Origin of the sequence: Paenibacillus glycanilyticus NBRC 16618, assembly GCF_004000805.1 — a bacterium.
Lineage (GTDB): Bacteria > Bacillota > Bacilli > Paenibacillales > Paenibacillaceae > Pristimantibacillus > Pristimantibacillus glycanilyticus.
In genome coordinates, this window is sequence record NZ_BILY01000003.1 from 121,344 (window position 1) to 146,684 (window position 25,341).

Consider the following 25,341-nt stretch of genomic DNA (forward strand, 5'->3'; position numbering starts at 1 on the left):
TCCTATCACCCTTTCAAATTCAGATACGCAAGCAATATTGCAGATGCCAGGCCAAGCAGAGAGGTAAATAAAGTTCTTTTAAGCCATGTCTGTGCGTTTTCAATGCCGTCAAGCCTGTGATGAGCTGAAGCCGCTGATTCATGCGCTTTTGTTGCCGTCTTGCTGATTCCTTGAATATCCTTGCTGAATTCGTTCAGGTTGTCTATTTTGACATTCAGCTTCCCAATCTCAACTAAAATTTCAGTGATTTGGCTTCTTGGCGTATCTTCAGGCATGATTTGCCCCCTCAAATAAAATAAGCCTACGGAAAATATCCGTAGGCTGAACCGGCTTGCTTTCCACCTATACAGAAACAGGCATTGTTTCAATATCAGGGCGCTTTGCATAAACGTAAGCTAATACAGCTCCTTGGTCTACGCTATCTAAGTTATAAGAATTAATAATTTCATTCATATCATTTTCGCCGCGTTCATATCGCGTAATGCACGCATTAGCGATAACACGAATTTTATAATCTGCCATTGCCATTGTTTGTCACCTCCTTTATGCGTTTAGAAGAATATCAGTAAGAACAAGTTCAACATCTGATAGCCTTGATTGTAGTTCTTCGTTTTTTGTTGCAAGATTCGTATTATCTTGTTCAAGCTGCTGAATCTTCTTTTCTTCTTCCGTCAGCGTATCAGTAACCGGCACCGTTTCCCCGCTTAGGTTTTTGTACTTCATTCCAGCGCCCCCGTTATCTCTGTAATGGTTGTATCCTGATTCGTTGCGGTTCTAGTGAAGTTTAGTTTTAACGTGACGTTAGCCAATGCAGCCCCGTTAGGAACGACATAAGTAGACGTGTCCAGGGCCGTAATAGCGTCAATGGTTTCAATTATCTTTGTCATACCCGCATAAACTTCCGCAGGCGTAGACGTTGCCGAAATTGTTGCCGTAACTGTTCCGGCCGGCGCGCTCAATCGTTTAATAAAAGCAGCTATGCCACGGATCGGCTTTGATTGGTTTTTTGCGTTATACCTAATGTCTACCTGTAGAACGTCCAAAGCAGACATATTAGCGAAATATCCATCATACGTGTTGTAAACAATATCGCCTTTCGGGTCTGTTCCAAAGTTGAAATAAAACTGCGTTGAAACGCCGCCGCCGTTGTAGTTCATGGTTGTCGAAACGGTTGATGTATCCGTAAGAGTGAAGCGCCCAAAAGGGCCTGTACTAAAACGCGCTGACGCGTAAATATATAAGCTGTCCGGCGTGATACAAAATGTTTGATAAATATTAGTACCGCTATCGCCCAATGTTTTATATAGCGTCCACGTTGTCCCGCTTATCTTGTAAACGTAAATGTATAACGCACTTCCGGCCGAGCCTGCCATTAAGCAAAAATATTGACCATCCTTCGAAAATGACTTTTGGCCGACATAGGTACTTGTACCTTGTAATAACACCGTGCTGGCTGGCTGTAAAGTGAATACGTCGCCGGACTGTCTATAAACGTTAACCCACGTTCCGTTAGAACTCATGGAACTTGAACTCCAATACGTAAACGTCACCCATTGTTCATCATATGACCAAACTAAGTTGATGAATGGCCCCGATACTGGTTGGGTGTTTACGGTACAAATTGTGGTCGGTATGTCACCGCTCAATTTGTACACGCGTAATTGATAGCCATTCATACACATTGCCACGTAAGTTCCCTTTGGAGAAAAGGCGATAACGTTGCTATAAACCCCTGATCCACTACTCGAAAAGTCCATACGGGTAATGTATTGGTAACTCGTATCCCCTATACGTTTGACAATTGTGATATATTGCGAATAACTGTCGCTGTTGCTTATGCCGTGAAGAATGTACAGATAAACCCCGTCCGGCGAAATAACGAACCCTCTGTAATACGAACCGTTCGTTGGTGTTCCTGTGTTTGTCATGATGCTATAAGGAACCGTGAACAGCGTTTCGAATTTGTCTCCAAACCGTTTAAGCCAATTCCACCCGCCGCTATTTACATACTCAACAACATATTCTGCATCGTAAGAACAAGCAGAAGATACAGAATTACCGCTTGTTCCCGGTGTTGCCGAGCCTGTAATTTTGCTGCCTGTTATGTTTGTAGCTGAGGTATCAACGGGTAAAAATCTTCTTGCTGTCTGAAATTTCATAGCGTTTCTTGTTTTTGACATCCAAGAACGATAGATCAACGCGCCAGCAGTATAACTATTAGCCGTTCCTGGGCTGATTGTGATTGTATTGTTTGAGGGATCAACCGCCGTAATCACCCGCCGTTCTCTTGTTGATTCTGTCGTTCCGTGCTGTATAGTTACTTCTTGCCCGACAAGAAAGCGAGTGGAAAACTTATTGAGTAAAGGTATAACTGTTTGTCCCACGCTGATTGCAGCGGAGGAACTATTCCATGTCCGGTCAATTTCTAGCGCCGAACCTAGCGGGGAGTAAACCCCCGAAAAGTCATCAAAGAAGTAATCAGAAGCGCCGTCAACCTTGTCTTTCAATGTGCTAACCATCTTCAGCGCGGCAATTTCCCGTTCTGCTGCCCGTAGTACATCCCAGGTTGCCCGTTCCTCAATGCCGTCTTCAATGTTGTTCATATTGGCCGCGTTCAGCGGTGTGCCCGCCTGCGTGACGGTGCCAGGGCTTTCGGTCAGCGTGACCAGTGTAGAAGTTTCGCTGGATTTTGCATAACGCCCAGGGAATTGAACGGAACGGTCAACCCATTGTTTTCTTACATATGCCATGTTTAATCCTCCTGTTATCCGGCCCGTATCGCCCAGGTCTGCCCTGCCGAAATAGTACCGCAATAAATAAAGCCCTTTTCGACAGATGCAGCAGCGTCAAAAAGGGCTTGTATATCCGTTTGCCAACGGTTCGGATCGTCAAAACTAATCCGCTGTGTGCTGTCCCAGGTACGCCGCGGCCGGAAGCCTTCCGGCGTCGTTCCTAATCCGTCACGTATGGAAACAAGAGCAGCTTCGAACCGGTTCAGCGAAGCGAACGTTTCAACCGTTGTTGTCGTCCGATTTGTTGTGAACGATAACGCCGGTATGGTATAGCTGAGCGAATTCAGATAATTCGCCAGGTTCGCGGCGTTCTGTTCAATCGCGTTCATATCGGCAGCGTTCAGCTTGTCCGAGCTTGTCCAGGTCTTTGGCGCCGGTACATACCCCGAACCGTTACGATATGGGAACAGGGCTGCAAGGTTCTCGCCGGTATAGTCAGGATGCGCGTCAATAAGGTCATAGACGTCTTTGCTAATCTCGTACAGCCGCATTCCGTCAAAGTTCACATATTGGCCGGTTGTGCCGGACATGAAGCAATGACATGCAGCTGATTGGGCAACCGACAATTCAGTTGGCGATAGCTTCAGGTATGACGTGCCGTAACCAGTTGTAGACGTTATTTTATTGCCTGTCTTTGATGGATAGCCGCTGCCGTTGTAATAATCGAAGTAAGCCCAGCCAGCGCTTCCGGTGCCGCATTTCACATCAACAAGCATGATATAGTATTTCGTTTTGTCGAATACATTGAAGATGCCACCCCAAAACGCATTTGCTGAGTTGGAGGACGTTGCAATTGATAGCTTCAGAGAATTGTTTCCTTGTGTCTTTGTTGTGCTATCCAATGCAATTGCAGCTGAAGCCCCTGTTGCTAACCCGATTATGGTTTCAAAATTCCCCCGCGTGCCTAGCAAGTTATTCAGCGGGCCAATTACCGGCGGTTCCGTGTATGGAAACATAGCCGCAAGGTTGGCGCCGGAATAGGCCGGATCAACGTCAATCTTGTTATATGTCGCCTGATCAATCTCATAAACCCGCGCATTGTCGAATTGTGCCCAACAGGATGTTCCGAGCGCGCCCCAATTCGTTATCCGCATTTGAGCAGCTTCATCCTGCGCCGGCGTGTACTTGATATAATGCGTTTTGTTGTCCGGTGAAGATGTTGTTTTTGCCAGCTCCGCATTGCCGGCGCCGTTGATGATAAGAATGTTAGCCGGTGATATGCCGTCTGTCACAACGTCAACCAGGTAAATATAATACTTTCCGGCGAACAGTAGCGTTGTTGGTTGCGGCCGCTGCATGAATCGTTGGTTGTTGGTATCGGCTGCCGTTCCCGTGATGCGCTGCGCGTAGTTGTCGCCGCCCACGTTTTCCAATGTAGGCATAGAAGTGTTCCTTAGTCCAGACAAGCCATTCCAGCCCAGGGCATACACCCCGCTGCCGTTATACGTCCCGCCCTGGACATTGAAGTTCCCACTTGTTCCGAGCAAATTATATAAAGCCATCCCCCTGCACCCCCTTTCTAGCCCATCGCTTCCGTTTGCACTTGCAGATAACCTTGAAACGTCAACGTTTGCTTCGTGATATAGGCGTTGTTGTCCGTGCTGCTGAATGTCGATTCGATTGCAACCGCGTCTGACAGCTCATGCGCCGGATTTCCGCGCCAGTTGATTGAATACTTGTTACGGTATGCCTTTTGAGCTAGAAGCCAACCAGCAACCGCCTTGGCCTGCGCCTGCGTGTTTATTAAGGTGATTCCTTCCAGGCTGAGCGTGTCACCTATCGTAACCGTGGAATCAACCGCTGAAGCAATGGCCGATGTATTCAGGTCTGTCCAGTATGTGATGTCAACTTGCTTCGTTGATTTCTGAAGCTCAATTTTTGGTTCAGCGTACACGTTGTCTAGGTCAATCCGGTCAACCGGCGTTGTCGGCGGCTTCATCTTTTCCACCGTGATGATGTTGTCACGAGATATGAAAATATTGCACATACCGGCAATGGCAACCATCTGAAGGGCCGTCTTGCAATCCACCGATTTAGCCAGGCTATTGGTTGTGATCGACTTGAGCGAATTGTCCAGGCTGAAGTTCGTAATCCCGCAGATACCGAAGATTTCAACGCCCAGGTCATAGAGCGACTTCGTGACCGGCGTTAACCGTTCATAGGTGTAATTGCTCATTAAGTCCATGTTCGTCCTGGCCTTGAATGTCGCGGTCATTGATCCTTCCTCACTCGTCCATTCCCAAAGGAGATATTTACCTAGTGGCACATATTCCACCTCGCCGGATTCCAAAACAACGCCTAGTTCCGCTTCAACCGTCTGCCGCTGCTGAAGGTATTGGGCAAAGCCCGTGGGATTCAGGATGTTGTATTGACGGTCTGAATTGTCCAGCGTGAACGTAAATTCCGGTGAAGGCAGCTGGCCGCTTGTCATGTCAAATTGCTCTGTCAGGTTGCAAGTGATCAACGAATTGCCATCGAACACTTTGACAAGACCAAAGTCAACTTCTTGCATTCGCAGACGTCTGAAGGGCTTGTTCCATTTCTGAACTTCAACATATACTTTGTCATAGTTCAAAAAGTTACCCGTGACGTCCACCGTTGTCAGCGTGTTGCCAGTAATGGTTATGTCTTCGATTATGACGGCGCCCCTGCCGCTTCCCCGTGAAGCAAATACCCTGAAGTCCGTTGCATATTCATTTTCATCAGGATGGAATGTCACCGTCACACCTGGGCTTGTGTGCTGGCTTCCGAAGTCAAAGACAATCCAAGGCGACAACTGCAATCCAGTGACATCCATCAAGAATAAGCCTTGTGCATCGCTGAGCATGTTACTGGCAAAGCCCACAATTCCATTATTCTCAACCACAGAATCAGGAAAAGAAAAAGAACCATCAAGGCTAAGCCTGTCAGGTTCCCATGTCGCCAGTTTGAAAGTGGATCTTCTTAAATCGTCATTCATCTGCGCTTTGTTACTGATATAAGGCGCTTCAGCCGGTGATCGCGTGTTATTGTTGACCGCTGTCACATCGCCTTCCGCTTCAACGTCAGATACGTCAACGGTGATCCGTGCCAATACCTGGCGGGCCGGCGCGTATACGGCATCTTTATAACCTTGTGTAGTGTCTTGCACGCATACGCCCCCTTACCGTTCTACCACGTCAAATTTTAGGTCTTTGTAACGAACAACTCCGTTCTGAACATCCATGACACCAACGTTCCGGTCACTACAATAAAAGGTTCCGGTCTTCAATTGGCCGGTTCTTGGATGGATAAAAGTAACCGTGAAGAACACGTTTTGAACGGCGTTCAGGATCGTGCTTAAATCGGCTTGCGTAACATAAGACCAAGTAAAGGAAATTTTATCTTTCGTTGCAATGCGTTCAACGATAGCCAGGCCGTTAGCATTCCGTTCCGCTTTGCTCAGGTCTTGAATGCCTGGCTGCATGTCAGAAGGGGAAGGCATGTCCACCCCATTTATTTTGAAAATAGCCAACCCGTTTTCCCTCCTATGTCACATTAATCAACGAACCGCCCAGGCGGGCGTTCTCATTGGTCAGGTATTTATTTAGCACGCGGGCCACGGTCACGCCGTCCATTTGAATAACTTGGCCGCTGCCCTGGTTGTTCTGCCCCATTTGCATAGCCGTCAGGACGGCCGTGCCCAGGGCGCTTGCTATCTTATCCGTGAAGCTCGTATTCTCCAATGGAACAACCATTTCCGCGCCAGCTTCGCCGGCAATGTAGTTGCCCATGTCCGTTTTGCCGTCCACAATACCACCGCGGGCCAGTTTCGGAAGGCGCGGGATATTGAAGCCAAAGGAGCTATAACCGGTTATCTTCTCCACCCAATCCGGCACATCAATTTTAATTCCGTTGATGCCGTCAATGATCGCGTTCACCGCGTCAATGATTTGGTTAAGAGGAAACTTGATCAAGGAATACAGTCCTTCAAATACACCCTTGAAGACTCGCTGAACGCCTTCCCACGCCGTTTTCCAATCTCCGGTGAATACTCCACGGATGAATTCAAGAACACCCAAGAAGGCTGTTTTCATGCCGTTAATAGCACCGCCGATAGAGTCGAAGGCGCTGCTGAAGACGTTGACCAGCTTGCTGCCCACCCATTCCGCAAACGGTTTAAGCAAGTCCCAAAGCTCTTGAATTGCCATTGTGATTCCCTTCCAAAATCCAAGGAATACATCGCCCAAGAATGCCCCGAACGGTTGCAATACGTTTCGCCATATGGAAGTAACAACTATTCCGAGCGTCTGGAAGGCTGGCCCAATCACTTCAGCAATAGCCTGGCCCAATGGGACAAGAACTTTTTGCCAGAAGGCTTTTGCTATTTCGGCAACGGTGCCGAACGCTACACCCAGATAATCACTCAGGACTGAAGCCAACGGCTTGATAACTTGGTTATGGAATTTAACCAGGTAGTCACCCAATGGGACAAGTATGTTCTTCCATACCCAACCGGCCGCTTCCGTCACAGCAGCCCAGGCAGCAACAAAGGCTTTGCCCAGGTATGCACCCAATGGAACAAGAACTTCTTTCCAAAGCCAAACAGCAGCATCACCTATTGCCTTCAGTACGGCATCGACAACCCCGCGGAACTTGTCATTGGTTTGGTAGAAGTAGACAAAGGCAGCCACCGCCGCGGCTATGGCCGCAACGATAAGGCCAATAGGAGATATGAGAAAAGCAAACGCCGCCCCAATTGCCCCTATTGCCTCAGTAACAGTCGCAACGATTGCGCCCCAATTAGCAATTAAAAAGGCCGCGGCAATCGCCGCCGCAATACCGGACAAGGCCGCGATAATGATTTCTTTGTTGCCAGCAATGAAATCAGCAATCCCTTTGATAATTGACTTGACTTTATTCGCCATATCCTGAACCTTCTTCGATACCTCGACAGTAGATGAAATAAATCCACCATCGTCCAGCGGTGGAATAGACAAGGCGCCCATAGCCCCCACGCCCGCGCCAGCTCCGGCATCATCACCGAGGGTATCGCCTGCACCGCTGTCCGATTTATCCGGCAGCGTGTTGAACTCGTCAAATGATGCAAGCCCGCCCTTTGCTTCCTTCGCGGCTTTCTTGGCTGCCTTGCCGGTTTCCTTGTAAGCATCACCCAAGCCGCCAATGCTGGCCGCCTGGTTGTTGATCGCGGCAGCCTGCTGCTTGCTATTGTTCATGATCGCTTTGCCAAAGAGTGCCTGCGAAAACTGCGCCACAATGTTCATGACATGTAGTAACCCTTGCCCCAACTTGGTCAGGATCGGTAGGACTACGTTCAGAATAGGCAGGAAGACTTGTCCAAGCGCCGTCTTTACGTCCTTCATGGTTTCAACGAACATCTGCAATTTGGTTGCCGTGTTGTTCGCTACCGTGTCGCCATATTTCCGCGATGCCTGTTCCAGGATTGCAAAGTATAGAATCTGCTGTTGGGTTTGAAAGCTTAGCTGGCTCCACGATTGATCGCCGGCGAACTTCTTGAATGCTGCCGTGGACGTCAACATGGATTGATTGACGTTTATGCCTAGGTCTTCAATCGCATCCGTTTCCCCTAATAAGCCGGAACGTATTCTTTCAGTCACTTCCTGCATTGACTTGCCGGTTGCTGAAGCCACAATACCGGAAGCCTTCAACAACTCCCGCGTTTTGTCCATCACATCATCCGTGCCGCTTGCAAAGTTGCTGATTAGGTTGCCGAACGTGGCGCCATATTGAATCACGCTTGTGCGGCCTAGGCCGAATGCCTTTGCCCCGTTCTTGGCCCAATCATCAAAGGCTTTCGCGCTGCTGCCCATTTGCCGGTTAATCTGCCCAACAGAAGCTTCAAAGCTTATGGCCTGCTTCGTGGCATCAACAAGCACCTTGCCGATTCCTAGGGTTGCTAGGGTTACCGCAATCACGCCCATTGTCTTGCCCAATTTGCTTTTAAAATCAGCAATATCCTGGCTGGCCTTCTTCATTTCTTTACGCATACTGGAAAAGTCTGCGCCGGCGCGTACTAGCAAGTTCTTTACAACAGGAATGTTTAACGCCTCCTTTCCTATGGTTCTGTAACTCTTATTTGTTGAATTCCAAGCAAAAGAAAACCGCCCCATTATTGGGCGGTTTCCTTAACTATAGTTCACCGTTAAGTGATAACAACCTGCACTAGCAGGTTAGGTTTATTTAGCAGACCACACATACTAAAAACGAAAAAGCCCTCCAAAGAGAGCTTTATCGAACAAACTTAGAAAAGTTGTAATAGCACCACTTATCTTTAAAGATTATTTTGAATAGTTTGTAGAGTTGATTTGATTCCAAAACCAAAAATGGGATCCTTGTGAAACAATTAGGCGCTCAAAGAACAGTTCGAAATTTAATTTAATATCTTCGCCTTCACTATCAATAGAATCATAAATTGAACGGTCAAATAAATAGTCTTCCCTACCCTCGTTTACACGATCTCCATTAACGAAAATAACGGTTTGACCATATGCAGCTATTGGATATAGGTGCTCAGGTACATGATGTATATTCAAATAGTCAATTATATCATCAATACCAAAGATTATCCAAGAGGGATTAGACCGACCAGATTCATCTTGAAAAAGAATAGCACCATCATGAATAAGTAAAAATTCACGATAATCTTGTGGAATTTTGAATGCAGTTTCTTCTGTAAATTCATTGATTCTTTCTTCTGTGCATGCATTATGAAAGACAAAGGAACATTCAAACAAATATCCTAGTTCTCTTTGGCCTTTTATGATTGGAGTGTTAATCAATCGTTCTTTTAAGCTGGTTAGAGTTAAGAACAGATTATTCAATGTATCCTCCTCAATAATATGCCCACCAATTTGTGAATTGAGTATGTTTATCAGGATATAGCGGGATTAAATTTGAGTAGTCATTATTACCACCATATTGTAACGGCCTAATGTGATGAATCTCGCCTTTTGTGGTTACCCAATCTACGTATCCGTAATTAGTATCGTACCATGTTTTGAATTTGTCACGGATTTTATTATCAAACTCTGTACGTAGAGTTTGGTTTACTGTTGATGAAACTGCAGTATAATCTGTTCGCGCAGGTGGATTAGCATTCATCCATCCATTTATATCAACACCATAATAAAAGGGATAGAGAACACCATTTTTATTAAGTAGTATACCATTTTCTTCTGCGTCAACAAATACGTCTGACCCTGTTGGTTTACCTGATGAATCTGTCCAAATTCCTAATCCGGAAGAACGAACTGCATAATAATATGTTTTACTGATTGGAATGATTTTTTTTGTAGAAGCTCCAACGTATACTCCACTGCCCGTGAATGTATGATTTATCCCATCCACCTTGGTGTAAGTTCCCAACTCAGTAACACTCCTATAAAGATCAACAACTCCTGTAACTGTTGTTGCTTTTTGACCATTTAACTCTACAATCCTAAGATATAGATAAGGTGATGTATTACCCGTAACAATGAATTCTGTTTGCAAAACCACTTCACTAATAACGGCGGAAGTGCTACTTAAAGAATTTAGTGTTGCATTTGTTGAGACGGGGCTATTGGCCGAATAATAAGAATGTCCAGATTCTTTTGTAACGTTAATTGTATTTGGTGAATCAGCAAGAGCATTAAAACTATTAATTAATTGTTCCTTTTGCATAGTATTTGCATCGTTTAAAATTTTGTTACTTTCATCAATTTGCACGGTAGATACAGGCTGCCCGTCAATTAAAAGAAGCGAGAATAATTGCTTCTGATGAATTGGTTCTGCCGGTTCTACCTGAGATTTAGCTGCAGATACTGAAAAAGGAGAAACTACTAGCACTGTAAAAAGCATGAATATAAATACTGCCATTCTTAATTTCATAATTAAAAACGCACCTCTCAGTTAATTATTTATGACAGCTGGCCAGCTTACCATAGCACAACAAATAACCATTTTTTGTATTAATACTATAATTCTACTTAAACCACCATTATTAGACAACGAAAACGAAACTGCGATAAACCGCAATATCATTTTCGTTGTCTATTTATAAATTAAATGTTAATATAGCTTGCTTGTCTGCTTAGTATGAACAACAAAACTTGTAAAGCGCCTTGTTAAGCAGTGAGAAGAGCCCTTCAATTTGCCGTTCCGTTGAATACAGCGTGTAGTCTTTTCACCTCTGCGAACATTTCAGCAGCAGTCTGCTTTTTCTTCTTCGGCTTGCTTTTCTTGCCATCGTCAAAAACCTTGTCATAGGATGGGAACTTCTTCACGCGCTGATAATACGCGCTAAGATATGCAGTTTCATGCGCTCTACGGTCAGCCCGCTTCTCATTCGCTACATATTCCCCAACCATTACGCTAAGCTCATAAGGCGTCATTTCGTCATACTCATGAAGCTTCAAACCGATTCGAAAAGCGGTTTGAAGCGATTCTTGCCAATCGAATATAACGCCCTCAGTTGCCTGCTCCTGCCCTTCTACTTCCCCGCCGGTGCGTTTCCCTCAGCTAAGCCGCCAAACGATACAACAAATGCTTCTTGTAGCTTTTCGATGATGTGAGAATAAGTAGGCGCTTCGTCAAGAAGGTCTTCCATGTCTTCAAGCTTCAATTCCTCATTATGCTGCCGTGCATCGGACAGAAGGCCATAGTACAAATAAAGCTCGATGTCATCAAAGCTGATGTTGCCTCCTTCCATTTCCTCCATGCTTTTTCCGGTGGCTGCCGCAATGCGTTTAATGGCCTTGTGACCAAAGCGTAGTTCCCGCGGCCGGTCAAGCTCGATAATAACAACATCATTTTTGTTCGGATTGGGTCTTTTGGACATATCATTTTCCCCCTCAAAGTAGAAAGGCCGGTGCAGGCAGCACCGGCGCAATTAATTAAGACGTTTTAACAACAACAATCTCGTAAACCTTCGTTGTCTTGCCGGCTTCCGTAGCCAGGATGGTTAGTTTCTTGCCTACGCTGATTGTCAACGGAATTGCAGCAGAAGCAGCACCGCTTGTCAGCGATTGAGAGAATACACCATCAATGTACAAAGCAAGCGAATGGTTTGCCGCTGTCGCGGTCACGGTCAAGCTTGTAGCCGTCACGCCGCTGAATGTATAGGAATAGTTGCCATTCGCAAATGCCGGCGTAAGTGTGCCGCCTGCGCCTGTCAGTGCCAGGGCAGTCAGGCCACCTGAAGGAGTAAGAGACATTGAAGGCGCACCGGCAACCTTAATTGTCGCTTCGAAGGAAATGGCATCTTCCAATTCGAAGCTTGTCGAGAAGCCGGTAACAATGCCGGTGAAGTTCCATGAACCGCCAAGCTCAGGCGGAAATAGGATCGAATAAGAATCACGGGAACCCACTGTGAACGCGTTGTAAATTGCAATTTGTCCCGTGTCGCCAGTGTCCAAGAAGCCGGAAATACTCACTTCGCCACCGTCTTTGAAGCCGGCGATAAAGTCGCGGTACCCGCCGTTGCTGTCCAGGGTTGTAGTGTCGATTGTGTCAGCAGACAGTTCAGGGCCGCTAACAGATGTCAAACTAGCAACAAAGTTAGAACCAATCTTAAACTTCGTTCCTACTGCTCTATTTGCCATGATAATTCCTCCTTAAAAAAATGCTCTTAATTCAATAACACAGCGGTTCAGCTTTGGTAAAGGCTCGTACATTTCAACAGGCCCCTGGTGCGTCAGTTCCTGAATGAATGGCCCGCTTTCGCCAAGCTGCCGCTTTTCAAAGGTGTGAAGGATCGCCAGCACGTTGGCCGTGATTTTCTTCAACTCGCTGTATGTTGCACACATGATATTTAACGTTGCTGCAACGTCTTTGCCGTTGCTATATCCGTCTAAGCCTTTTGACGGCAACCCCTCACTTGATACATAGACCATGTATGGGGCCGGTGCTCCATTTGCAGAGAGGGGAAAAATCTTTCCCTGCAATTCGGGAACAGCGCTCAGTTCCGCAACTAATGCTGCTTCGAACGTCATCACTCAATTTCATCCTCTCAGAATCTTGGTCACGTCTTTGCTCGCAACCTCAATTACCTTTTCTTCAATGGCCCAGGCGTTACGCGTCATTGCGTTCCTGAAGTAGTTATAACCTGGAACGTATTCACCGTTTACCGTCATAAAGCCGTATTCTTGGGAAGCTGGATAATAATATCTAGTTCCGTCTTTGGTGATCTTCACAAATTGCTCGTTCATGACCGGATTCATGAGCACGTCATACACCTTTTTCCCTAACTTTGTTCGGCGTTCCGGCTTGAGTATGATGCCTGCCTTCAAGGCTCCGGTATCTTCAGGGGCATCAGCCTTGGCCGCTTTGTAAGGGATGTTAGCGCCAGCCTTGGCCGCTTTAGTCACAACGCGTTGAGGTAATTTGTCTAATCGCTTCATCATGGCTTCAAGTTCGGCCATGCCTTCAATGGTTGCTTTCTTCGCCACGGGTCACCCCTCCATTGGATAGCGTGAGCATACCAGTTCAAGCCGTTCGCCATTTTTGGTAAACGTCCTGATAACGTAGTAAGTCACGCCCTCATGAAGAAGTTGCGGTTGGCCGGTAAATTCGGCTGCCATCACTTCAAAAACAAGTTCCGGCTTCAATCCCGCAGCTAATGCCTGGTAAAACTCAGTTTGTCGGACAGATAGCCGGTTTGCGCAGATTTCAACGTTTTCTATCCCGCCGCTGGCTACTTCTCCATACTCATTGCGTACTTGACCAGGCTGCACAAGCGTTACTACGTCACGCCACATCATGTGGGCGTCACCGACGTATACTCTTGTGATAGCGTCAGGTGCGCTTTCAACGATGTGTAGGAAGCCTGAAGCCGCTTCGCGTCAGGATTGTCAAAGCCAAAATTCGCCTTGCAGTAGACAATCAAGGCCCGTTTTATCAGCGGGTCATTGTCATTCTGCGCTTTGCCAGGTTGAACGCCGGCTAATTGTAAATCCATGCGCGCAGCTGCTATCAGGTCATTAACTTCATTGTCAAAAAGCATTGTGGCCTTGCTTATCCGCAGGGCCGCTTTTGTATCGTCCAGTATCACAGCTGCATCCCCCCAAAAAAGAAAAAGGCGCAGCAGCTACCTGCACCCCAATTCATTATTCTGCTTGCTTGTCCGGTGCCGGCGATTCTTCAACGTCAGCAATCAGGCCCGCTTCTTCAAGCTCTTTGATGCGCTTGGCATCTTTGCCCGCGTATTCATCGCCAACGTGATAGCGTTTTTTACCGGCTGTATCTTGGAAGCCAATGATGACTTGTTTTTTCATCTGTTGTCCGCTCCTTATACAGTCGCAGCTTTGCGAACGATGATGACGCCATTCGGGTCAAGAATCTTGCCATCAGCAATCAGAATTGCCTTGTCAACCCATTGGTTCGTTTCATGATCGAACCAACGGAACATTTGCAGTTGAAGGTTCGAGTTAATAGCGTAATCCGACAGTCTAGCGAATACGGCGATAACGTCACCGGCTGCAGCCGCATCAAACGGTGCAATAACATCGTCTTCAACCAATTGAACCGGCTTGCCGGCAAAGCGTTCTTGCGGGCCTTCAGTGATACCGGCATTAACACGGCCGATTGGTTGGCCTTGTTGATCAGTCATGCCGTCAATGTATGTTTCGAACGTGCCGGCAGCCATGAAGAAAGAACCGCCGGAACGGTATGCCAAAGGAATCTTCGCGAAGACTTCTTTCTTCCAAGCTGTCCAAGTGCCCGCTTCTGCTTCTGTGAGATCCACTTTGTTAGCCGCTGGAACGCGAGTGTCAACCAGCAGGCCAAGCGGTTGGCCCGTGCCTGTACCACGAAGAATAGCAGCTTCAAGTGCAATCAGCATTGCTTCAGCAATCAGATCGGAAATTTGCGCTTCGAACATTGCCAGGGTAACAACAGAAGTCAGCAAGGAAATGGCAACACGGCATTCCAAACCGTAGTAAGAGAATGACACGTTTTGATTCATGCCGACTTTTTGGCGGTCAGAAACTTGGTTTTCGCCAATCCATGTTGCTTTTGGTTTCAGCGTCAAAATAGGAACTTCAACGCCGCCCTGAATGTTCAGCTTGCGAACGCCGGCAAAGATCGAACCGCGAACTTCCATCTTCTTGATGACTTCGTTCAAGATCGTTGTCGGAACAACCGCGGAAGCATCAGTTGTATTTGTCACCGCGTTTGCACGGAACTCTTGACCGGCAAATTGGGAAGCCATAACGCCAGTTTTAGCGAATTCCATGAAGGCAGCACGGTATTCCATTGTTGCAAAACGGTCTTCAACAGCAGCAGCGCCCGCGCCAGCTGCGCCAGGCTGAGGAATAGAGGAAGCTCCAGGCAATTGCAGGCCAGCAAGCAGGGCATTGCGCTGCTCAATTTGGGCGCGTTCTGCGTTCAGTTCATTTACTTCAGTTTGCAGAGTAGCCACGTCCACGGGGCCGGTGCCGGCCAGTGCAGACCGGATTTCTGTCAAACGTGCAAGGATTTGTTCAAGACGGTTCATATATAATTCCACCTTTTCAAATTAGATAGTGTCCAAAAATAAAAGCAGCCGTTGACGCTGTTCCGCGTCCAGGGCTGCTTGTGTTTCACGCTCAATTTCTGCTTCAAAGAAGCTGCGCGCTGATATGTTGGTGTCATCATAGGCCGGAATCGACACGGCAGATACGTCATAAACCTTTTCAATCTTCGTGATGGTTCGCGTTCGCGTTGCCTGGTCGTACTTTTCGCCGCCAGGCGCCACCTTGAACCGGAAGCTCATTTTGTCAACATATCCGTCATGAATCTCCTGGTGAAGCGTCCGGCCTTCAGCGGTGCCGCCAAGATTGGCTTCGATTTTCAAACCGATATTATCAACGGCAAGTTTCAACGTATTGTTCTTCGTGCGGGCCATCACTTTGCCTTTGTGGTCGTATTGGAAAATTACGTCCGACATATCAGCGCCGTCAAATGCGCGGGCGTCAATGACTTCCTTGTATTTTTGGCCGGCATGTTCAAATAACACGGTTGGAGAATTGTGCTTTGCTGCGTAGCCATCGGCTATGTATGCCGGCTCAGCACCTTCAACCAACGTCCGCGCTTCAACGTCAAACGTCCGAATTAGGCGGTCTGTTGTCATCCCCGCCCCTAGAATCATCGTCATTTTGTTCTTCACCTCCCTTCGGTGCCGTCGGTGCTGCCGCCTTGTTTACCTTGCCAAGCTGGTATTCATTCGCCATGTCAGCATCAATAAAATTCAAGCTCATGATGCGCTTTTCCCCGCCTTCAATTGGCGGCAGATTGAACACTTCTAAGCCCTGGTTAATGGACATCATTGCGCGGTCAATAAGCGACTCGACAACTTTAACCTTCGTGTCATTGCTTGCATATTGCAGGCGATTGGCTTCAAAGATGATTTCATTCCCGTGCCCCTGCTGGCCGTCCGTGAAAATCTTGTATGTGAATTCCAGGCCCATTTGTATAGCAAACGGCTCAATCATTGACTCGTAATAGGCGCCCCATTCGACTTCATCGTAGCTCGATTGAACAATTTCTTTGTTGCTGCCGAAATAGCTGTATACCTTATCTTCCATTGCGTTCATTTGCTTATCGTCAATCATTTTCGGATCGTTTTTAAGCTCCTGATATTCCGCTTTGGCGTCCGTTGCAGCAATGCCGCCGCTGTTGGCTGCCGTCAAATAATCAGCCTGGAATTTATCGGTCTGTGCTTTCATGTCATCGGGCTTTAACATGCTGGTAAACTTCAAGATACCACGAATAAAGGCCGATGATTTAACCGCGTTTCCAATGCCCTGGTTCGTGATGGATATAAGGTTCAGGATCGGATTCAGGGCTTTCCTGTTTGATTCGCCCCACATGTCATCATTGAAATAGAACCGACGTAAATGGATGATGTCATAATAAGGCGCGGTATATGTCTTGCCATCATAGAACCGGAATCGAATGTACATTTCGCCCTGGTGTTCTAGCAGCTCACAAGCCGAATTCAGCGGGTAGAAGCCCTCAATCCGGTTCATGGCATCGCGCCTAATCCAAACAAAGACGTTGTTCGTCATCATGAATTGCGTTGCCAGCCGGTAATAAAAGATATAAGCATTCATGAACCGGTTCGGCCGGACAGACAGCAGCCATTCAATGTTATCGTTCGTAGGCGGGCCAATCTTGCCGTTTATCTTCCTGATGTGTTTGGCCTTCAGCTTCCCTACATTCCGCGCAAAGCCGTCAACCGTGCTGCGCACCGTGTCGCTGTCGTATCCATCGCCGGTAAAGTCATAAAAGGTTGGGGAACTGTTCATCATCTGCATTTGCGTGTACTGCTGAGCAGGCGGTTGCTGTTGTTCACGGCCAAAGATCATATTGAAGAATGAACGCTTTTCTTTCATCATTTCACCTCCTTCCTAGATCAGCGCTTTGAAGTCTGTCATCTTGTTGAATAGGACAGTGTAAGCAATGAGAAGAGATACTGCACCGTCAATTCGCGCTCGCTGGTTCTTACCTTTAATCGGTCGTATGTTATCGTTGTCGTCCGTCTTGACAACCGTATTCGTAAGGCACCAAAGAAGCAGCTGATTCTTATTGTAGTTCACTCGATTGGCGTCAAGGTCCGCGGCCAGCTCCTTCATTGGCTGTGAAAGCGTCTGAGGGCCTTGCCGGACAATTTCCATGTCAAAACCCGCTTCTGTCATTTCATCTACCCAATACTTGCTATTCCACGGGTCATAGCCGATCCATACCGGCGTAATGTCGTATTCCTGATGCATTTTTTGGAACCAGGCTGTCACGTCCTTATAATCCACCTTGTTGCCTTCGCAGAGTGTCAGCCAGCCGCGTTCAAGATAAAGGTCGTACGGAATCTTATCTTCAGTTACCTTCTTTTCAAGCAATTCTTCAGGCAGAAAGTATTGCTGAATGGTGTATATAGTCCGATCGTCAGGCCGCATAACAAGCAGCGTGGCGCACGTTAAGTCTGTCGTACTGGATAAGTCAGCCCCGCCTATGGCGTAGGTTCCGCGCAGCTGCTCAATGTCGTATACGGCGTCATTCTTCGCTTCCTCATACGTCAACCAGGCTTCCGTTGAAGTCTCAGGAATGTTGAAGTCTTTTGTCAGCAGGTTTTTGACCAGCATCAGATTCGCTTTGGCCTTCGCAACCTTCGTTGCAAGTTGGTCAGTTTTCTTGATCGTGCCAAGCCCAGGATTGGCCTTCGGCCAGTTCTTAGGGTCAACCCATTCGCTTCTATCGTCCAGCTCATAAATGATCGGTAGGAAACGTTCATGCGGGTCTTCTTCCGGCGGGTCATCAAGCCGGTCAATCTTCTCTTTGCCTTCATCATACTTTTGGTCATACACGCTGCCGCGAACGGTGCCGGCTGTCGTGATCATGACAATTAACGGCTGTTCCCTGGATGTCGTACCGTCAACGATAACGTCATAAAGGTTCTTGTCTTTCCACGCGTGAATTTCGTCCATCATGGCACCGTGTACGTTCAGGCCGTCAAGCGTCTCACTGTCGCTTCCCAGCGGCTTAAAGGTGCTATCGTTGGTCTGTCCAACAAGTTCGCTCACCAAGGGCTTTATGCGCTTCCTGAGCGATGGAGATTTATTAACCATGCGCTTGGCATCTTGCCAAACAAGCTTTGCCTGATCCTTCTTAGTGGCGCACGCATACACCTCAGCGCCTGGTTCGCCGTCAGCTATCTGAAGATACAACCCGATGCCGGAAGCAATGGTTGATTTGCCATTTTTCCGGCCAACGACAAGAAGCACTTCGCGATATTTGCGAGTGCCGTCAATTTTATGGATAAAGCCGAACGTGGCCGCGATGAAAGCCTGCTGCCAGGTTTCAAGCTCGATAGGCTTGCCGCCCCATTTGCCTTTTGAGTGCTTGCAATAATTTTCTATGAACTCAATAGCATGGTTGGCGTGGTTTGGGCTGTATTCGTATTGTGATTTTTGGTCATTTACATCAGCAGCAAGCTTCCGGTACATCTTGCGTACCTTCTCGCCCACCGTGACGCTTCCGTTCTCAATCTGTGCCCAATAATTAAGAATCGGGTTATGGTCAAGCGGGTAAAGCTTCAGGACCGCCGTCATCGTCTGTTCACAAAGGTATCAAACCCATCATCCTGGGATTGTACCTGTTCCCGCGGAATGAGGTCCGTAAGTTGCTTCATTATGGACATATGGTTTTTGATCATGGTGTTGTATATTTCGACCTCAGGAGACTTTTTAGTACCAAACTGGTTTTCACCATTCTTGTAGATGCTTACTATCCCATTCAAATTTATTTCTTGCTGCAGGTCGGAAAGAGTAACGATCATAAACGCTGCATTCTTAATCAGAGACTCCACTATCTTTTTTGACTTATCGTCTAAATCCTTGAACTGCTTGTTAAGTTTATTTAATTCTGTTTTGATCCGCTTTTCTTTTTCAACCTTTAATGCGGCTAACGCCTCTTTATCAAACATATCATTCATTATGAATACCACACCCCCTCATGCGCGCGACTTGTGTATTATTTGAATGGGGCACATCGGTCTTAATTGTCCCTGTCCGATTTTTCAAAAAGGGGGGTTGCCCCCTAAAAACCCAAAACGCTTTAGTCGAATAAAGTAGCACTAGTCTAGTGTTACTCAAGGAGACGACTCAAGAGATTATTCCTGTTCGATGTATGGGGTCAGCTTCATTAGAAAAACAGAATAAAAAAGCCGCAAGTTATTTGCGGCTTAATTAGTGAAAAGTTTATTGATAATCAGCACTGTCAAAATAATTAAGCAAACTACAGGTTAAAACTTTTGGATCTATTGATCGTAAAGGAAATACCGAAATTGTGCAATTTGTTGTGTTAAAATCTGAAGAACTTTGAATGAGAAATTCACGCACTGGCTCGCCTGGTACCAATTGTAGAAAAACAGCGATTTCGGTAGAACCAGCTGGCATTGCATTCCACATTTTTAATAACTGATTAAATCTCATGCAACATGCGGATCCACCACCCCCTCCACCTGGTTTTGGTTTTGTTGGTTTTGATGGTTTAGGCTTGCCTGGTTTTTTAGGCATACTATCATTCCTTTCAATTTTGATAGATTAATAGTATTCCCAATTCGATGATATGCTTGTACTTCTAAATCTCTGTAAGCCTATTTTTTACAGTTATTGTTAATTCAATGTGATGACGCCGAAAGCTTAACGACTGAATCCTCTCCCTACTAGTATTAGATTACCTTGATCATCAAACGCTGTACCACGTGCTGTTACAGGCTCAATGCTTCCATGGTGCTCATTGTTGTGACATAACTGGCACACATACTCCAGCAGTTCAGGGTTAAGCGATATACTCGGATTGTTAATGTTCTGAGGTGTGAGGTAAACGGTGTGATGGACAATGTAACCAGCATCACCACAACGCTCACATAAGCCGTGAACAGATTCTATGTATGCAGTTCTGCAGATCCGCCAGGCTTTGTTGTTGTAGAACTTACGAGCCCATGGCTTCATAAATGGTTATATATCCTTGTTCCTTTCAGTTTAATGGGGCAGGGTTATTAATGAATCATTGTTCAACATCATCACCTAATTTAAAAACAATAAAAGCCACTCAGAAAATGAGTGGCTTTTGTGTTAGTCATTTAATTGTGGATTTTTTTAACTCAAATTTTTCAATTAAAATTTTATCTAATGCTTTATATAATAATTCTTCTTTAGTCCTTGTAACAATAAATTGCGTGAATAGTATGTGCTGTTCTGTATCTGAAATTTCTTCCTCAGTAATCACTTTAGTTAAATTATCTACGGTTAATTCAAATATAATTGGGTTAACACTTTTAAATTTCAATTCCCAGTTATTAATTCCATAGAATTCTTGAAATTCACTAAAAAATAAATTTAAAATTGTTTGGATTCCTTGAATTTTTTCTTCTTTATTAGACCATTGATACATTTCACTCCACCTCCTCGTCATTACATTTCAACAAAAGGAGAAGTTTCCCTGCAAAAAGATCAATCCTTAAGTGGACGAATCTATTAGGTTACATATATTACTATAATACCATAATAACATGGAAATAAGTGTTTTTGTTCTCATTTTAGTCTCAAATAAGTCTCTCCATATTTATCCTGCTAGTGCAATATACTTTCTCACCGCCTTATCTTGCCTCCTGAAGAAAGTCGCTTTAGATAATCCCATTTCAATTGCTACTACATTCCACGGCTCACCGTCGATGTACTTTCTACGTAATAGCATTTCGTATTCAGACCGAAAGTTCTTTAATGCAGTCAACACATTGTCAATCCGAGTGACCTCGTCCAGCAAGTCCTGCAGCTCAGCTACACGTTCAAGCACCAAATCGAGATCATCACGGACATCATAGCCTCTCGCCTCAACAACCTTTTGAATTTTTTGTTGCAGATCTTCCAACAACTTTCTATCCTCTGGATCCACACTATCTTTCCGAATTACGTGTAACTGGCTCTTAATGCCTGCAGGGTATCTCTCTAGGTAAGCGTGTGCAGTAGCCTCGAGCTTTTGTTCATATCCCGATAGATACATGTAGGTCGGGAGCCCCCGCAGTTTTCGGTGCAGCTCCTGCAACTGATCATCTTTATTCAGACGGCTCACTGTTATACCCGCACCAACACTGTAAGTGCTTAACACTTGGATCCGGGCTTGCATCTCACGATAGCGGCTTAACTGATCAATTACATCCTTTTCGTTCAAATCTCTCCCTCCTCCCTTAATCCCCAATCTCATGCGCCTGTACTCGACATGCCAGAAAGTCACGCTCTGCTCGCTGCCGGCGAATGATTTCAGTCTCAGCATGAATTTTATCGGTAAGCGATGCCTCATCATCGCAATAACGAATATCCACTAATTCCTCTAAGCTCGCTTGCTCTATGTGCTTGTTCATAAGCCCCTCACTTTTGATTGCTTGCTTCTTCCAGCCATTCGACCATCATGGTCATCTGCTTAATAGCCAGCCGATTGTCATTGTATTTTCGAACGATAGCGCCGCAGGAGTTGGCAACCCAATGCCAGAACTCAGGCTTATCCATCCCGTATCTTACCGCTGCCTGGTTAGCCTGACCGATCCACTCGAGCACATCTGCAAAGAACGCTTTGTAATCCATCGGCTACAGCTCCTCGATCCGAATGTATATCCCCGGCAGCTCCGCCCAAAACTTCTCCACGATCTCCGATGCCACAAGCGCATCATCCTTCCAGTACCCGCAATCCGTCATGCAGTCCTTCAGCAGCTTCTGCAGGTTGTCCGTATCTGGCTTCGTCGATTTCCATTCACCGTCTTGATGTTTACCCTTGATCGGGAAGCACCACTTCACCATGAGCCGGATCGGGCCGCTATACTTTTTCGCCGGCACATGCTGACCAAGGTGAGCCATCAGCTTCGCCCGGGCTGCCTTCAACTCTTCCGGTTCGTAGAATACAGGCTTACCGTTTACCACAGTTATTTGTTTTTGCTGATGAGTTATGGTCGGCACTTTTTTCATCGGCATAAAGAATTCAGTCGGCATTTTATCACTTCCTATTTTTTCTCGCGCGTTTAAATATCAGGGGAAGGGGGAGTGGCGCTTGCGACACACCACTCCCTATTCCTATATATTTATATATAGAGCCCCCGCCTCCCGGCGGCGGCCACCATGACGTACCAAATCCCCGCCGTAAATCCGCCGAATGGAGGTAATCATCAAAATGTGTATTATACCGTGCGGCAACTACCATAAATGTATGATTGCCGCCGCCGTACGGCATAAATGTTGCGGCGGTATTAATCATGGTTTTCGCCGTTCTTTTTGACGACAACATTGCCATTGTTCTTGTCGATCATGAATCCAAATTTGGCAACCCAATCCCGCACCGTCCGCTCTGCCACCTCTTTGCCCGTCGATGAAAACCACTCCTGCAGGTCCTTAACAGTCGGCGGATCGCCCATATTGCAATTGGCGACGGCATCCTCAAACTCCTCAGCTTTGCTCCGCCGCTCTTTCTGCGCCTTATCCTTGCGGCTGCCGCTGGCCTTCTTCCACGCCGGAGCATCGCCCTCTGGCTCGATGTCCTTCAGGCTGCCGACATCATCGACGCGATGGATCGGGTAGGCAAACCACATATTGACTGGCTTAAACTTGGCATATTCACGCAACGTGCCCTCCACTCGCCACGCTGAACGGCCTCGCACCGCTTCCACCGCGCGTTTAACCTCCGCCGCTGCCATTGACAGCACATCAGAGTAGAGTGCCCGCTTGGCATGATCCTCCATGGCCTTTGCGCTTAGCTCATCGTCCTGGGAAACAGACTGCGCGAGATAAACCGGATTGTGCTGAACGAAATATCGTTTATAAACCACGCAGATTGCCTTGTTCTCTTCCTGTTTCAGTAGCGACTCCGTAATATCCAGCTCGACCAAATCGATCAGCGCGTCCGGATCCCTGGCGAATACGCCACTGCCGCTGGCCCGGTCCATCGACTTCTTGCCGCCTTGAGCACCCTTTGAATGATGATGGCAATAGATGACGCTGGCGCCGAGCTCCGTTGCGATCTTATCGAATTGGTTAGTAAAGTGTGCCATCTGATCCGCGCTGTTCTCGTCGCCTGTGAGGACCTTATATATCGGGTCCACAATGACAGCAGCATATTGCTTCTTTGCCGAGCGCCGGATCAGCTTCGGTGCCAGCTTGTCCATCGGCACCGATTTACCACGGAGGTTCCAAATCTCGATATTATCAATGTTAGCCGGTAGCAAACCTAATTCCGCATATACGTCCTTAAAGCGATGCAAGCAGCTGGCCCGATCGAGCTCGAGGTTCACGTATAGAACCTTACCTTGCGTGCATTGCCAGGCTAACCATCTAACGCCCTCAGCTATAGCAATGGAGAGTTCAATAAGAGAGAAGGACTTGCCTGCTTTCGACGGCCCGGCTAACAAGAGCTTGTGTCCCTGACGAAGCACCCCATGGATGAGCGGCGGGGCCAGTTCAGGCATCTTATCCCAGTAATCCGTCAGCTTCTCCGGATCCGGCAGATCATCATTGATGTCCTCTATCCAGTTCTGCCACTCTTCCCAACTTCCCTTACCTATATTGGTATCAACAATGAATTGTTTCTTGTCCTTCCGCTCAACACCCGGCATGCGTGATAAGCGGGAAGGATTTCGATTCTGCGAATCCACGTTAATGCCATTCTTCCTGCAGATGTCGTAAAGGTAATCGACACGCTTTCGGTATTCGTCGTAATTGGCCGCATCTACCCGAACGATAGCATGCAGGCTTTTACTACCGCTGTATACCATGACAGCGATCGGCAGCTCGAGCTCCCGCATGATAGCGTTTTGCTTCTCGATATCCATCGTATCGGACTCGACTAGCGCGTACCGGAATTCGGTGACGTTCTCGTTCTTCACGCCTTTGCCATCAAGTGGATTGAAGCGGATCCATGCGCCTGCTTCCGGATTATAATCGCCCAGGACGGAACCGATATCGCCATCGCATTGGTTAAGCCGCTGGATCAGCTCCCCGGCCGTACGATCCCAGGCGCCTTTTGTGGGAAGGAACTTGCCTTCATCGTTTTGCCAGGTATCCACAACATAGCCGACTTGCTCCGATGCTTCGAAAAGAATTGAGAGGTAGGTGGTCAGTTGCTGCACCGGATTCCAGACGGCGGGCTCGTGGATCTCCTTGCCTTCGATCCAGTTCTTGTCGACCACCACATAATCGCCCCCGGAGATTTCATCATCCCAGCCAAGCTCCCGATCCTCCCGGCCGCTTCCCCGCGGTACCCAGCCGCCTTCTTTAGCCATCTGCATAATCGTCGCCCCGGTCACCGGCGTTCCCGATCCCTCAAAGCTGATCCACTTCTTGAAACACTCGCCTGGGTGATAGCGACTGACGTCTCGCTTGCTCCAATCATCCCATTCACTGGCGGTATAGCCTTCGTATTTGAGTGCCATGCCTACATTGACCCATTCTTGATAACTCAGATTAGTAGGATCAAGGTATTCCAGTAATGCTATGTGATTTAGTTTGTACTCCATGTCTCTTCACCTATCTTTATCTAGTACTTAAATAGGAAACAAAAAAAATTAGTGCTAAAGTTCCACTTCAATTAAACCGATAATACAATTAACCCAAAATATAGGAGGAAAGTAGATATGTCTCAGCCTGTTTCTTTTCCAGAATTTCTACGATATTTACAAACCAGTTCAAAAATTGAACTTTGTGAACGTCCCGATGAGCCTTGGAACGAAGAATTCTACAAATTTCTAAACCATCAGTTAATTGATACAACTACAGGACAAGTGCTTATCCTAGAGCTTCAGCACTTAAAAAATGAGCAGATCATCAAAGTAAACTACCCTGATATTCAAAATATTGAAATTAACAATCTCTCAAATTCACAAGTTCAGAAGTTTTACATTAACTGCAATTCCCGCAAAGGTTACTTTCAGTATCAAGACATAATTGACCTAGAACAAAATCACGGAGTTCAACACAATCCTGAAGATAAGCATAAAAAATGGACTGCCTCACAAATGGTATTTAGAATCATGACATATCGTTAAAACTACAGCTCA

The 25,341-nt window shown here is 46.7% G+C and carries 31 protein-coding genes; 1 reads left to right on the forward strand and 30 read right to left on the reverse strand.

Features of this window, described 5'->3' with window-relative positions:
* Nucleotides 1-5 precede the first annotated feature (5 nt).
* The 30 genes from PGL01S_RS03185 to PGL01S_RS03325 form a co-directional block, all read right to left on the reverse strand.
* Nucleotides 6-275, reverse strand: a complete 270-nt coding sequence (locus PGL01S_RS03185; RefSeq protein WP_164775356.1) for a hemolysin XhlA family protein — start codon at nucleotides 273-275, stop codon at nucleotides 6-8.
* 67 nt (nucleotides 276-342) lie between these two features.
* On the reverse strand, nucleotides 343-528 hold the full coding sequence (locus PGL01S_RS03190; protein WP_127491314.1) for a hypothetical protein: 186 nt from the start codon (nucleotides 526-528) through the stop codon (nucleotides 343-345).
* A gap of 15 nt (nucleotides 529-543) precedes the next feature.
* A complete protein-coding gene (locus PGL01S_RS03195; RefSeq protein ID WP_127491316.1) occupies nucleotides 544-723 on the reverse strand; it encodes a hypothetical protein in 180 nt (59 codons plus the stop codon).
* Nucleotides 720-2,750 (reverse strand): hypothetical protein, encoded by a 2,031-nt coding sequence (locus PGL01S_RS03200; protein ID WP_127491318.1) that lies wholly within the window; start codon nucleotides 2,748-2,750, stop codon nucleotides 720-722. The genes PGL01S_RS03195 and PGL01S_RS03200 overlap by 4 nt, the downstream gene beginning before the upstream one ends.
* 14 nt (nucleotides 2,751-2,764) lie before the next feature.
* Nucleotides 2,765-4,294 (reverse strand): hypothetical protein, encoded by a 1,530-nt coding sequence (locus PGL01S_RS03205; RefSeq protein WP_127491321.1) that lies wholly within the window; start codon nucleotides 4,292-4,294, stop codon nucleotides 2,765-2,767.
* Nucleotides 4,295-4,311: 17 nt separating this feature from the next.
* On the reverse strand, nucleotides 4,312-5,922 hold the full coding sequence (locus tag PGL01S_RS03210; protein WP_127491323.1) for a hypothetical protein: 1,611 nt from the start codon (nucleotides 5,920-5,922) through the stop codon (nucleotides 4,312-4,314).
* Nucleotides 5,923-5,934: 12 nt separating this feature from the next.
* The gene (locus PGL01S_RS03215; RefSeq protein WP_244935494.1) at nucleotides 5,935-6,285 is read right to left on the reverse strand and encodes a DUF6711 family protein; all 351 of its coding nucleotides are present in this window, start codon (nucleotides 6,283-6,285) and stop codon (nucleotides 5,935-5,937) included.
* A 13-nt stretch (nucleotides 6,286-6,298) separates the two neighbouring features.
* Complete coding sequence (locus PGL01S_RS03220; protein ID WP_127491326.1) at nucleotides 6,299-8,902, reverse strand: phage tail protein; 2,604 nt, start codon at nucleotides 8,900-8,902, stop codon at nucleotides 6,299-6,301.
* A 168-nt stretch (nucleotides 8,903-9,070) separates the two neighbouring features.
* A complete protein-coding gene (locus tag PGL01S_RS03225) occupies nucleotides 9,071-9,613 on the reverse strand; it encodes an SMI1/KNR4 family protein (RefSeq protein WP_164775357.1) in 543 nt (180 codons plus the stop codon).
* Between the two features lie 10 nt (nucleotides 9,614-9,623).
* Complete coding sequence (locus PGL01S_RS03230) at nucleotides 9,624-10,661, reverse strand: HNH endonuclease signature motif containing protein (protein ID WP_127491330.1); 1,038 nt, start codon at nucleotides 10,659-10,661, stop codon at nucleotides 9,624-9,626.
* 257 nt (nucleotides 10,662-10,918) lie between these two features.
* Nucleotides 10,919-11,164, reverse strand: a complete 246-nt coding sequence (locus PGL01S_RS03235; RefSeq protein ID WP_127491332.1) for a hypothetical protein — start codon at nucleotides 11,162-11,164, stop codon at nucleotides 10,919-10,921.
* A 98-nt stretch (nucleotides 11,165-11,262) separates the two neighbouring features.
* Nucleotides 11,263-11,610, reverse strand: coding sequence for a hypothetical protein (locus tag PGL01S_RS03240; protein ID WP_127491334.1), 348 nt, complete (start codon nucleotides 11,608-11,610; stop codon nucleotides 11,263-11,265).
* 55 nt (nucleotides 11,611-11,665) lie between these two features.
* A complete protein-coding gene (locus tag PGL01S_RS03245; protein WP_244935495.1) occupies nucleotides 11,666-12,373 on the reverse strand; it encodes a phage tail tube protein in 708 nt (235 codons plus the stop codon).
* Nucleotides 12,374-12,385: 12 nt separating this feature from the next.
* Nucleotides 12,386-12,763, reverse strand: a complete 378-nt coding sequence (gp17, locus tag PGL01S_RS03250; protein ID WP_127491546.1) for a tail completion protein gp17 — start codon at nucleotides 12,761-12,763, stop codon at nucleotides 12,386-12,388.
* 9 nt (nucleotides 12,764-12,772) lie between these two features.
* On the reverse strand, nucleotides 12,773-13,219 hold the full coding sequence (locus PGL01S_RS03255; RefSeq protein WP_244935496.1) for an HK97 gp10 family phage protein: 447 nt from the start codon (nucleotides 13,217-13,219) through the stop codon (nucleotides 12,773-12,775).
* 3 nt (nucleotides 13,220-13,222) lie between these two features.
* On the reverse strand, nucleotides 13,223-13,531 hold the full coding sequence (locus PGL01S_RS03260; protein ID WP_127491339.1) for a phage head completion protein: 309 nt from the start codon (nucleotides 13,529-13,531) through the stop codon (nucleotides 13,223-13,225).
* On the reverse strand, nucleotides 13,528-13,821 hold the full coding sequence (locus tag PGL01S_RS03265; RefSeq protein ID WP_127491342.1) for a phage head-tail connector protein: 294 nt from the start codon (nucleotides 13,819-13,821) through the stop codon (nucleotides 13,528-13,530). Before PGL01S_RS03265 ends, PGL01S_RS03260 begins: the two co-directional genes overlap by 4 nt.
* Before the next feature lie 55 nt (nucleotides 13,822-13,876).
* Nucleotides 13,877-14,044, reverse strand: a complete 168-nt coding sequence (locus PGL01S_RS30725) for a hypothetical protein (protein ID WP_164775358.1) — start codon at nucleotides 14,042-14,044, stop codon at nucleotides 13,877-13,879.
* A gap of 14 nt (nucleotides 14,045-14,058) precedes the next feature.
* Complete coding sequence (locus PGL01S_RS03270) at nucleotides 14,059-15,264, reverse strand: phage major capsid protein (protein WP_127491344.1); 1,206 nt, start codon at nucleotides 15,262-15,264, stop codon at nucleotides 14,059-14,061.
* A gap of 21 nt (nucleotides 15,265-15,285) precedes the next feature.
* On the reverse strand, nucleotides 15,286-15,903 hold the full coding sequence (locus PGL01S_RS03275; RefSeq protein ID WP_127491346.1) for an HK97 family phage prohead protease: 618 nt from the start codon (nucleotides 15,901-15,903) through the stop codon (nucleotides 15,286-15,288).
* Nucleotides 15,848-17,146 (reverse strand): phage portal protein, encoded by a 1,299-nt coding sequence (locus PGL01S_RS03280; RefSeq protein ID WP_127491348.1) that lies wholly within the window; start codon nucleotides 17,144-17,146, stop codon nucleotides 15,848-15,850. The genes PGL01S_RS03275 and PGL01S_RS03280 overlap by 56 nt, the downstream gene beginning before the upstream one ends.
* Nucleotides 17,147-17,158: 12 nt before the next feature.
* Nucleotides 17,159-18,853, reverse strand: coding sequence for a terminase large subunit (locus tag PGL01S_RS03285; protein WP_127491350.1), 1,695 nt, complete (start codon nucleotides 18,851-18,853; stop codon nucleotides 17,159-17,161).
* Nucleotides 18,850-19,236 carry a hypothetical protein gene (locus PGL01S_RS03290; RefSeq protein ID WP_164775359.1) on the reverse strand — a complete coding sequence of 129 codons (387 nt, stop codon included), beginning with the start codon at nucleotides 19,234-19,236 and terminating at the stop codon, nucleotides 18,850-18,852. Before PGL01S_RS03290 ends, PGL01S_RS03285 begins: the two co-directional genes overlap by 4 nt.
* Before the next feature lie 265 nt (nucleotides 19,237-19,501).
* Nucleotides 19,502-19,819, reverse strand: a complete 318-nt coding sequence (locus PGL01S_RS03295) for a hypothetical protein (RefSeq protein WP_127491352.1) — start codon at nucleotides 19,817-19,819, stop codon at nucleotides 19,502-19,504.
* 565 nt (nucleotides 19,820-20,384) lie between these two features.
* Nucleotides 20,385-20,699, reverse strand: a complete 315-nt coding sequence (locus tag PGL01S_RS03305; protein ID WP_127491356.1) for a hypothetical protein — start codon at nucleotides 20,697-20,699, stop codon at nucleotides 20,385-20,387.
* 171 nt (nucleotides 20,700-20,870) lie between these two features.
* Nucleotides 20,871-21,476, reverse strand: a complete 606-nt coding sequence (locus tag PGL01S_RS03310; RefSeq protein WP_127491358.1) for a GumC domain-containing protein — start codon at nucleotides 21,474-21,476, stop codon at nucleotides 20,871-20,873.
* A 16-nt stretch (nucleotides 21,477-21,492) separates the two neighbouring features.
* Nucleotides 21,493-21,666, reverse strand: a complete 174-nt coding sequence (locus PGL01S_RS30730) for a hypothetical protein (protein ID WP_164775360.1) — start codon at nucleotides 21,664-21,666, stop codon at nucleotides 21,493-21,495.
* A 7-nt stretch (nucleotides 21,667-21,673) separates the two neighbouring features.
* Nucleotides 21,674-21,886 (reverse strand): hypothetical protein, encoded by a 213-nt coding sequence (locus PGL01S_RS03315; protein ID WP_127491360.1) that lies wholly within the window; start codon nucleotides 21,884-21,886, stop codon nucleotides 21,674-21,676.
* 3 nt (nucleotides 21,887-21,889) lie between these two features.
* Complete coding sequence (locus tag PGL01S_RS03320; RefSeq protein WP_127491362.1) at nucleotides 21,890-22,288, reverse strand: RusA family crossover junction endodeoxyribonuclease; 399 nt, start codon at nucleotides 22,286-22,288, stop codon at nucleotides 21,890-21,892.
* A gap of 254 nt (nucleotides 22,289-22,542) precedes the next feature.
* Nucleotides 22,543-24,801 carry an AAA family ATPase gene (locus tag PGL01S_RS03325; protein ID WP_127491364.1) on the reverse strand — a complete coding sequence of 753 codons (2,259 nt, stop codon included), beginning with the start codon at nucleotides 24,799-24,801 and terminating at the stop codon, nucleotides 22,543-22,545.
* A gap of 117 nt (nucleotides 24,802-24,918) precedes the next feature.
* Here PGL01S_RS03325 and PGL01S_RS03330 point away from each other — a divergent pair, with 117 nt between their 5' ends.
* On the forward strand, nucleotides 24,919-25,329 hold the full coding sequence (locus PGL01S_RS03330) for a hypothetical protein (RefSeq protein ID WP_127491366.1): 411 nt from the start codon (nucleotides 24,919-24,921) through the stop codon (nucleotides 25,327-25,329).
* Nucleotides 25,330-25,341 lie beyond the last annotated feature (12 nt).

Coding starts and splice junctions, on each gene's coding strand:
- PGL01S_RS03185 (WP_164775356.1), bottom strand. CDS start 275: ATGCCTGAAGATACGCCAAGAAGCCAAATCACTGAAATTTTAGTTGAG.
- PGL01S_RS03190 (WP_127491314.1), bottom strand. CDS start 528: ATGGCAATGGCAGATTATAAAATTCGTGTTATCGCTAATGCGTGCATT.
- PGL01S_RS03195 (WP_127491316.1), bottom strand. CDS start 723: ATGAAGTACAAAAACCTAAGCGGGGAAACGGTGCCGGTTACTGATACG.
- PGL01S_RS03200 (WP_127491318.1), bottom strand. CDS start 2,750: ATGGCATATGTAAGAAAACAATGGGTTGACCGTTCCGTTCAATTCCCT.
- PGL01S_RS03205 (WP_127491321.1), bottom strand. CDS start 4,294: ATGGCTTTATATAATTTGCTCGGAACAAGTGGGAACTTCAATGTCCAG.
- PGL01S_RS03220 (WP_127491326.1), bottom strand. CDS start 8,902: ATGGGGCGGTTTTCTTTTGCTTGGAATTCAACAAATAAGAGTTACAGA.
- PGL01S_RS03230 (WP_127491330.1), bottom strand. CDS start 10,661: ATGAAATTAAGAATGGCAGTATTTATATTCATGCTTTTTACAGTGCTA.
- PGL01S_RS03235 (WP_127491332.1), bottom strand. CDS start 11,164: ATGACGCCTTATGAGCTTAGCGTAATGGTTGGGGAATATGTAGCGAAT.
- PGL01S_RS03240 (WP_127491334.1), bottom strand. CDS start 11,610: ATGTCCAAAAGACCCAATCCGAACAAAAATGATGTTGTTATTATCGAG.
- PGL01S_RS03245 (WP_244935495.1), bottom strand. CDS start 12,373: ATGGCAAATAGAGCAGTAGGAACGAAGTTTAAGATTGGTTCTAACTTT.
- gp17 (WP_127491546.1), bottom strand. CDS start 12,763: ATGACGTTCGAAGCAGCATTAGTTGCGGAACTGAGCGCTGTTCCCGAA.
- PGL01S_RS03260 (WP_127491339.1), bottom strand. CDS start 13,531: ATGATGTGGCGTGACGTAGTAACGCTTGTGCAGCCTGGTCAAGTACGC.
- PGL01S_RS30725 (WP_164775358.1), bottom strand. CDS start 14,044: ATGAAAAAACAAGTCATCATTGGCTTCCAAGATACAGCCGGTAAAAAA.
- PGL01S_RS03270 (WP_127491344.1), bottom strand. CDS start 15,264: ATGAACCGTCTTGAACAAATCCTTGCACGTTTGACAGAAATCCGGTCT.
- PGL01S_RS03275 (WP_127491346.1), bottom strand. CDS start 15,903: ATGACGATGATTCTAGGGGCGGGGATGACAACAGACCGCCTAATTCGG.
- PGL01S_RS03280 (WP_127491348.1), bottom strand. CDS start 17,146: ATGATGAAAGAAAAGCGTTCATTCTTCAATATGATCTTTGGCCGTGAA.
- PGL01S_RS03285 (WP_127491350.1), bottom strand. CDS start 18,853: ATGACGGCGGTCCTGAAGCTTTACCCGCTTGACCATAACCCGATTCTT.
- PGL01S_RS03290 (WP_164775359.1), bottom strand. CDS start 19,236: ATGAATGATATGTTTGATAAAGAGGCGTTAGCCGCATTAAAGGTTGAA.
- PGL01S_RS03295 (WP_127491352.1), bottom strand. CDS start 19,819: ATGCCTAAAAAACCAGGCAAGCCTAAACCATCAAAACCAACAAAACCA.
- PGL01S_RS03305 (WP_127491356.1), bottom strand. CDS start 20,699: ATGTATCAATGGTCTAATAAAGAAGAAAAAATTCAAGGAATCCAAACA.
- PGL01S_RS30730 (WP_164775360.1), bottom strand. CDS start 21,666: ATGAACAAGCACATAGAGCAAGCGAGCTTAGAGGAATTAGTGGATATT.
- PGL01S_RS03315 (WP_127491360.1), bottom strand. CDS start 21,886: ATGGATTACAAAGCGTTCTTTGCAGATGTGCTCGAGTGGATCGGTCAG.
- PGL01S_RS03320 (WP_127491362.1), bottom strand. CDS start 22,288: ATGCCGACTGAATTCTTTATGCCGATGAAAAAAGTGCCGACCATAACT.
- PGL01S_RS03325 (WP_127491364.1), bottom strand. CDS start 24,801: ATGGAGTACAAACTAAATCACATAGCATTACTGGAATACCTTGATCCT.
- PGL01S_RS03330 (WP_127491366.1), top strand. CDS start 24,919: ATGTCTCAGCCTGTTTCTTTTCCAGAATTTCTACGATATTTACAAACC.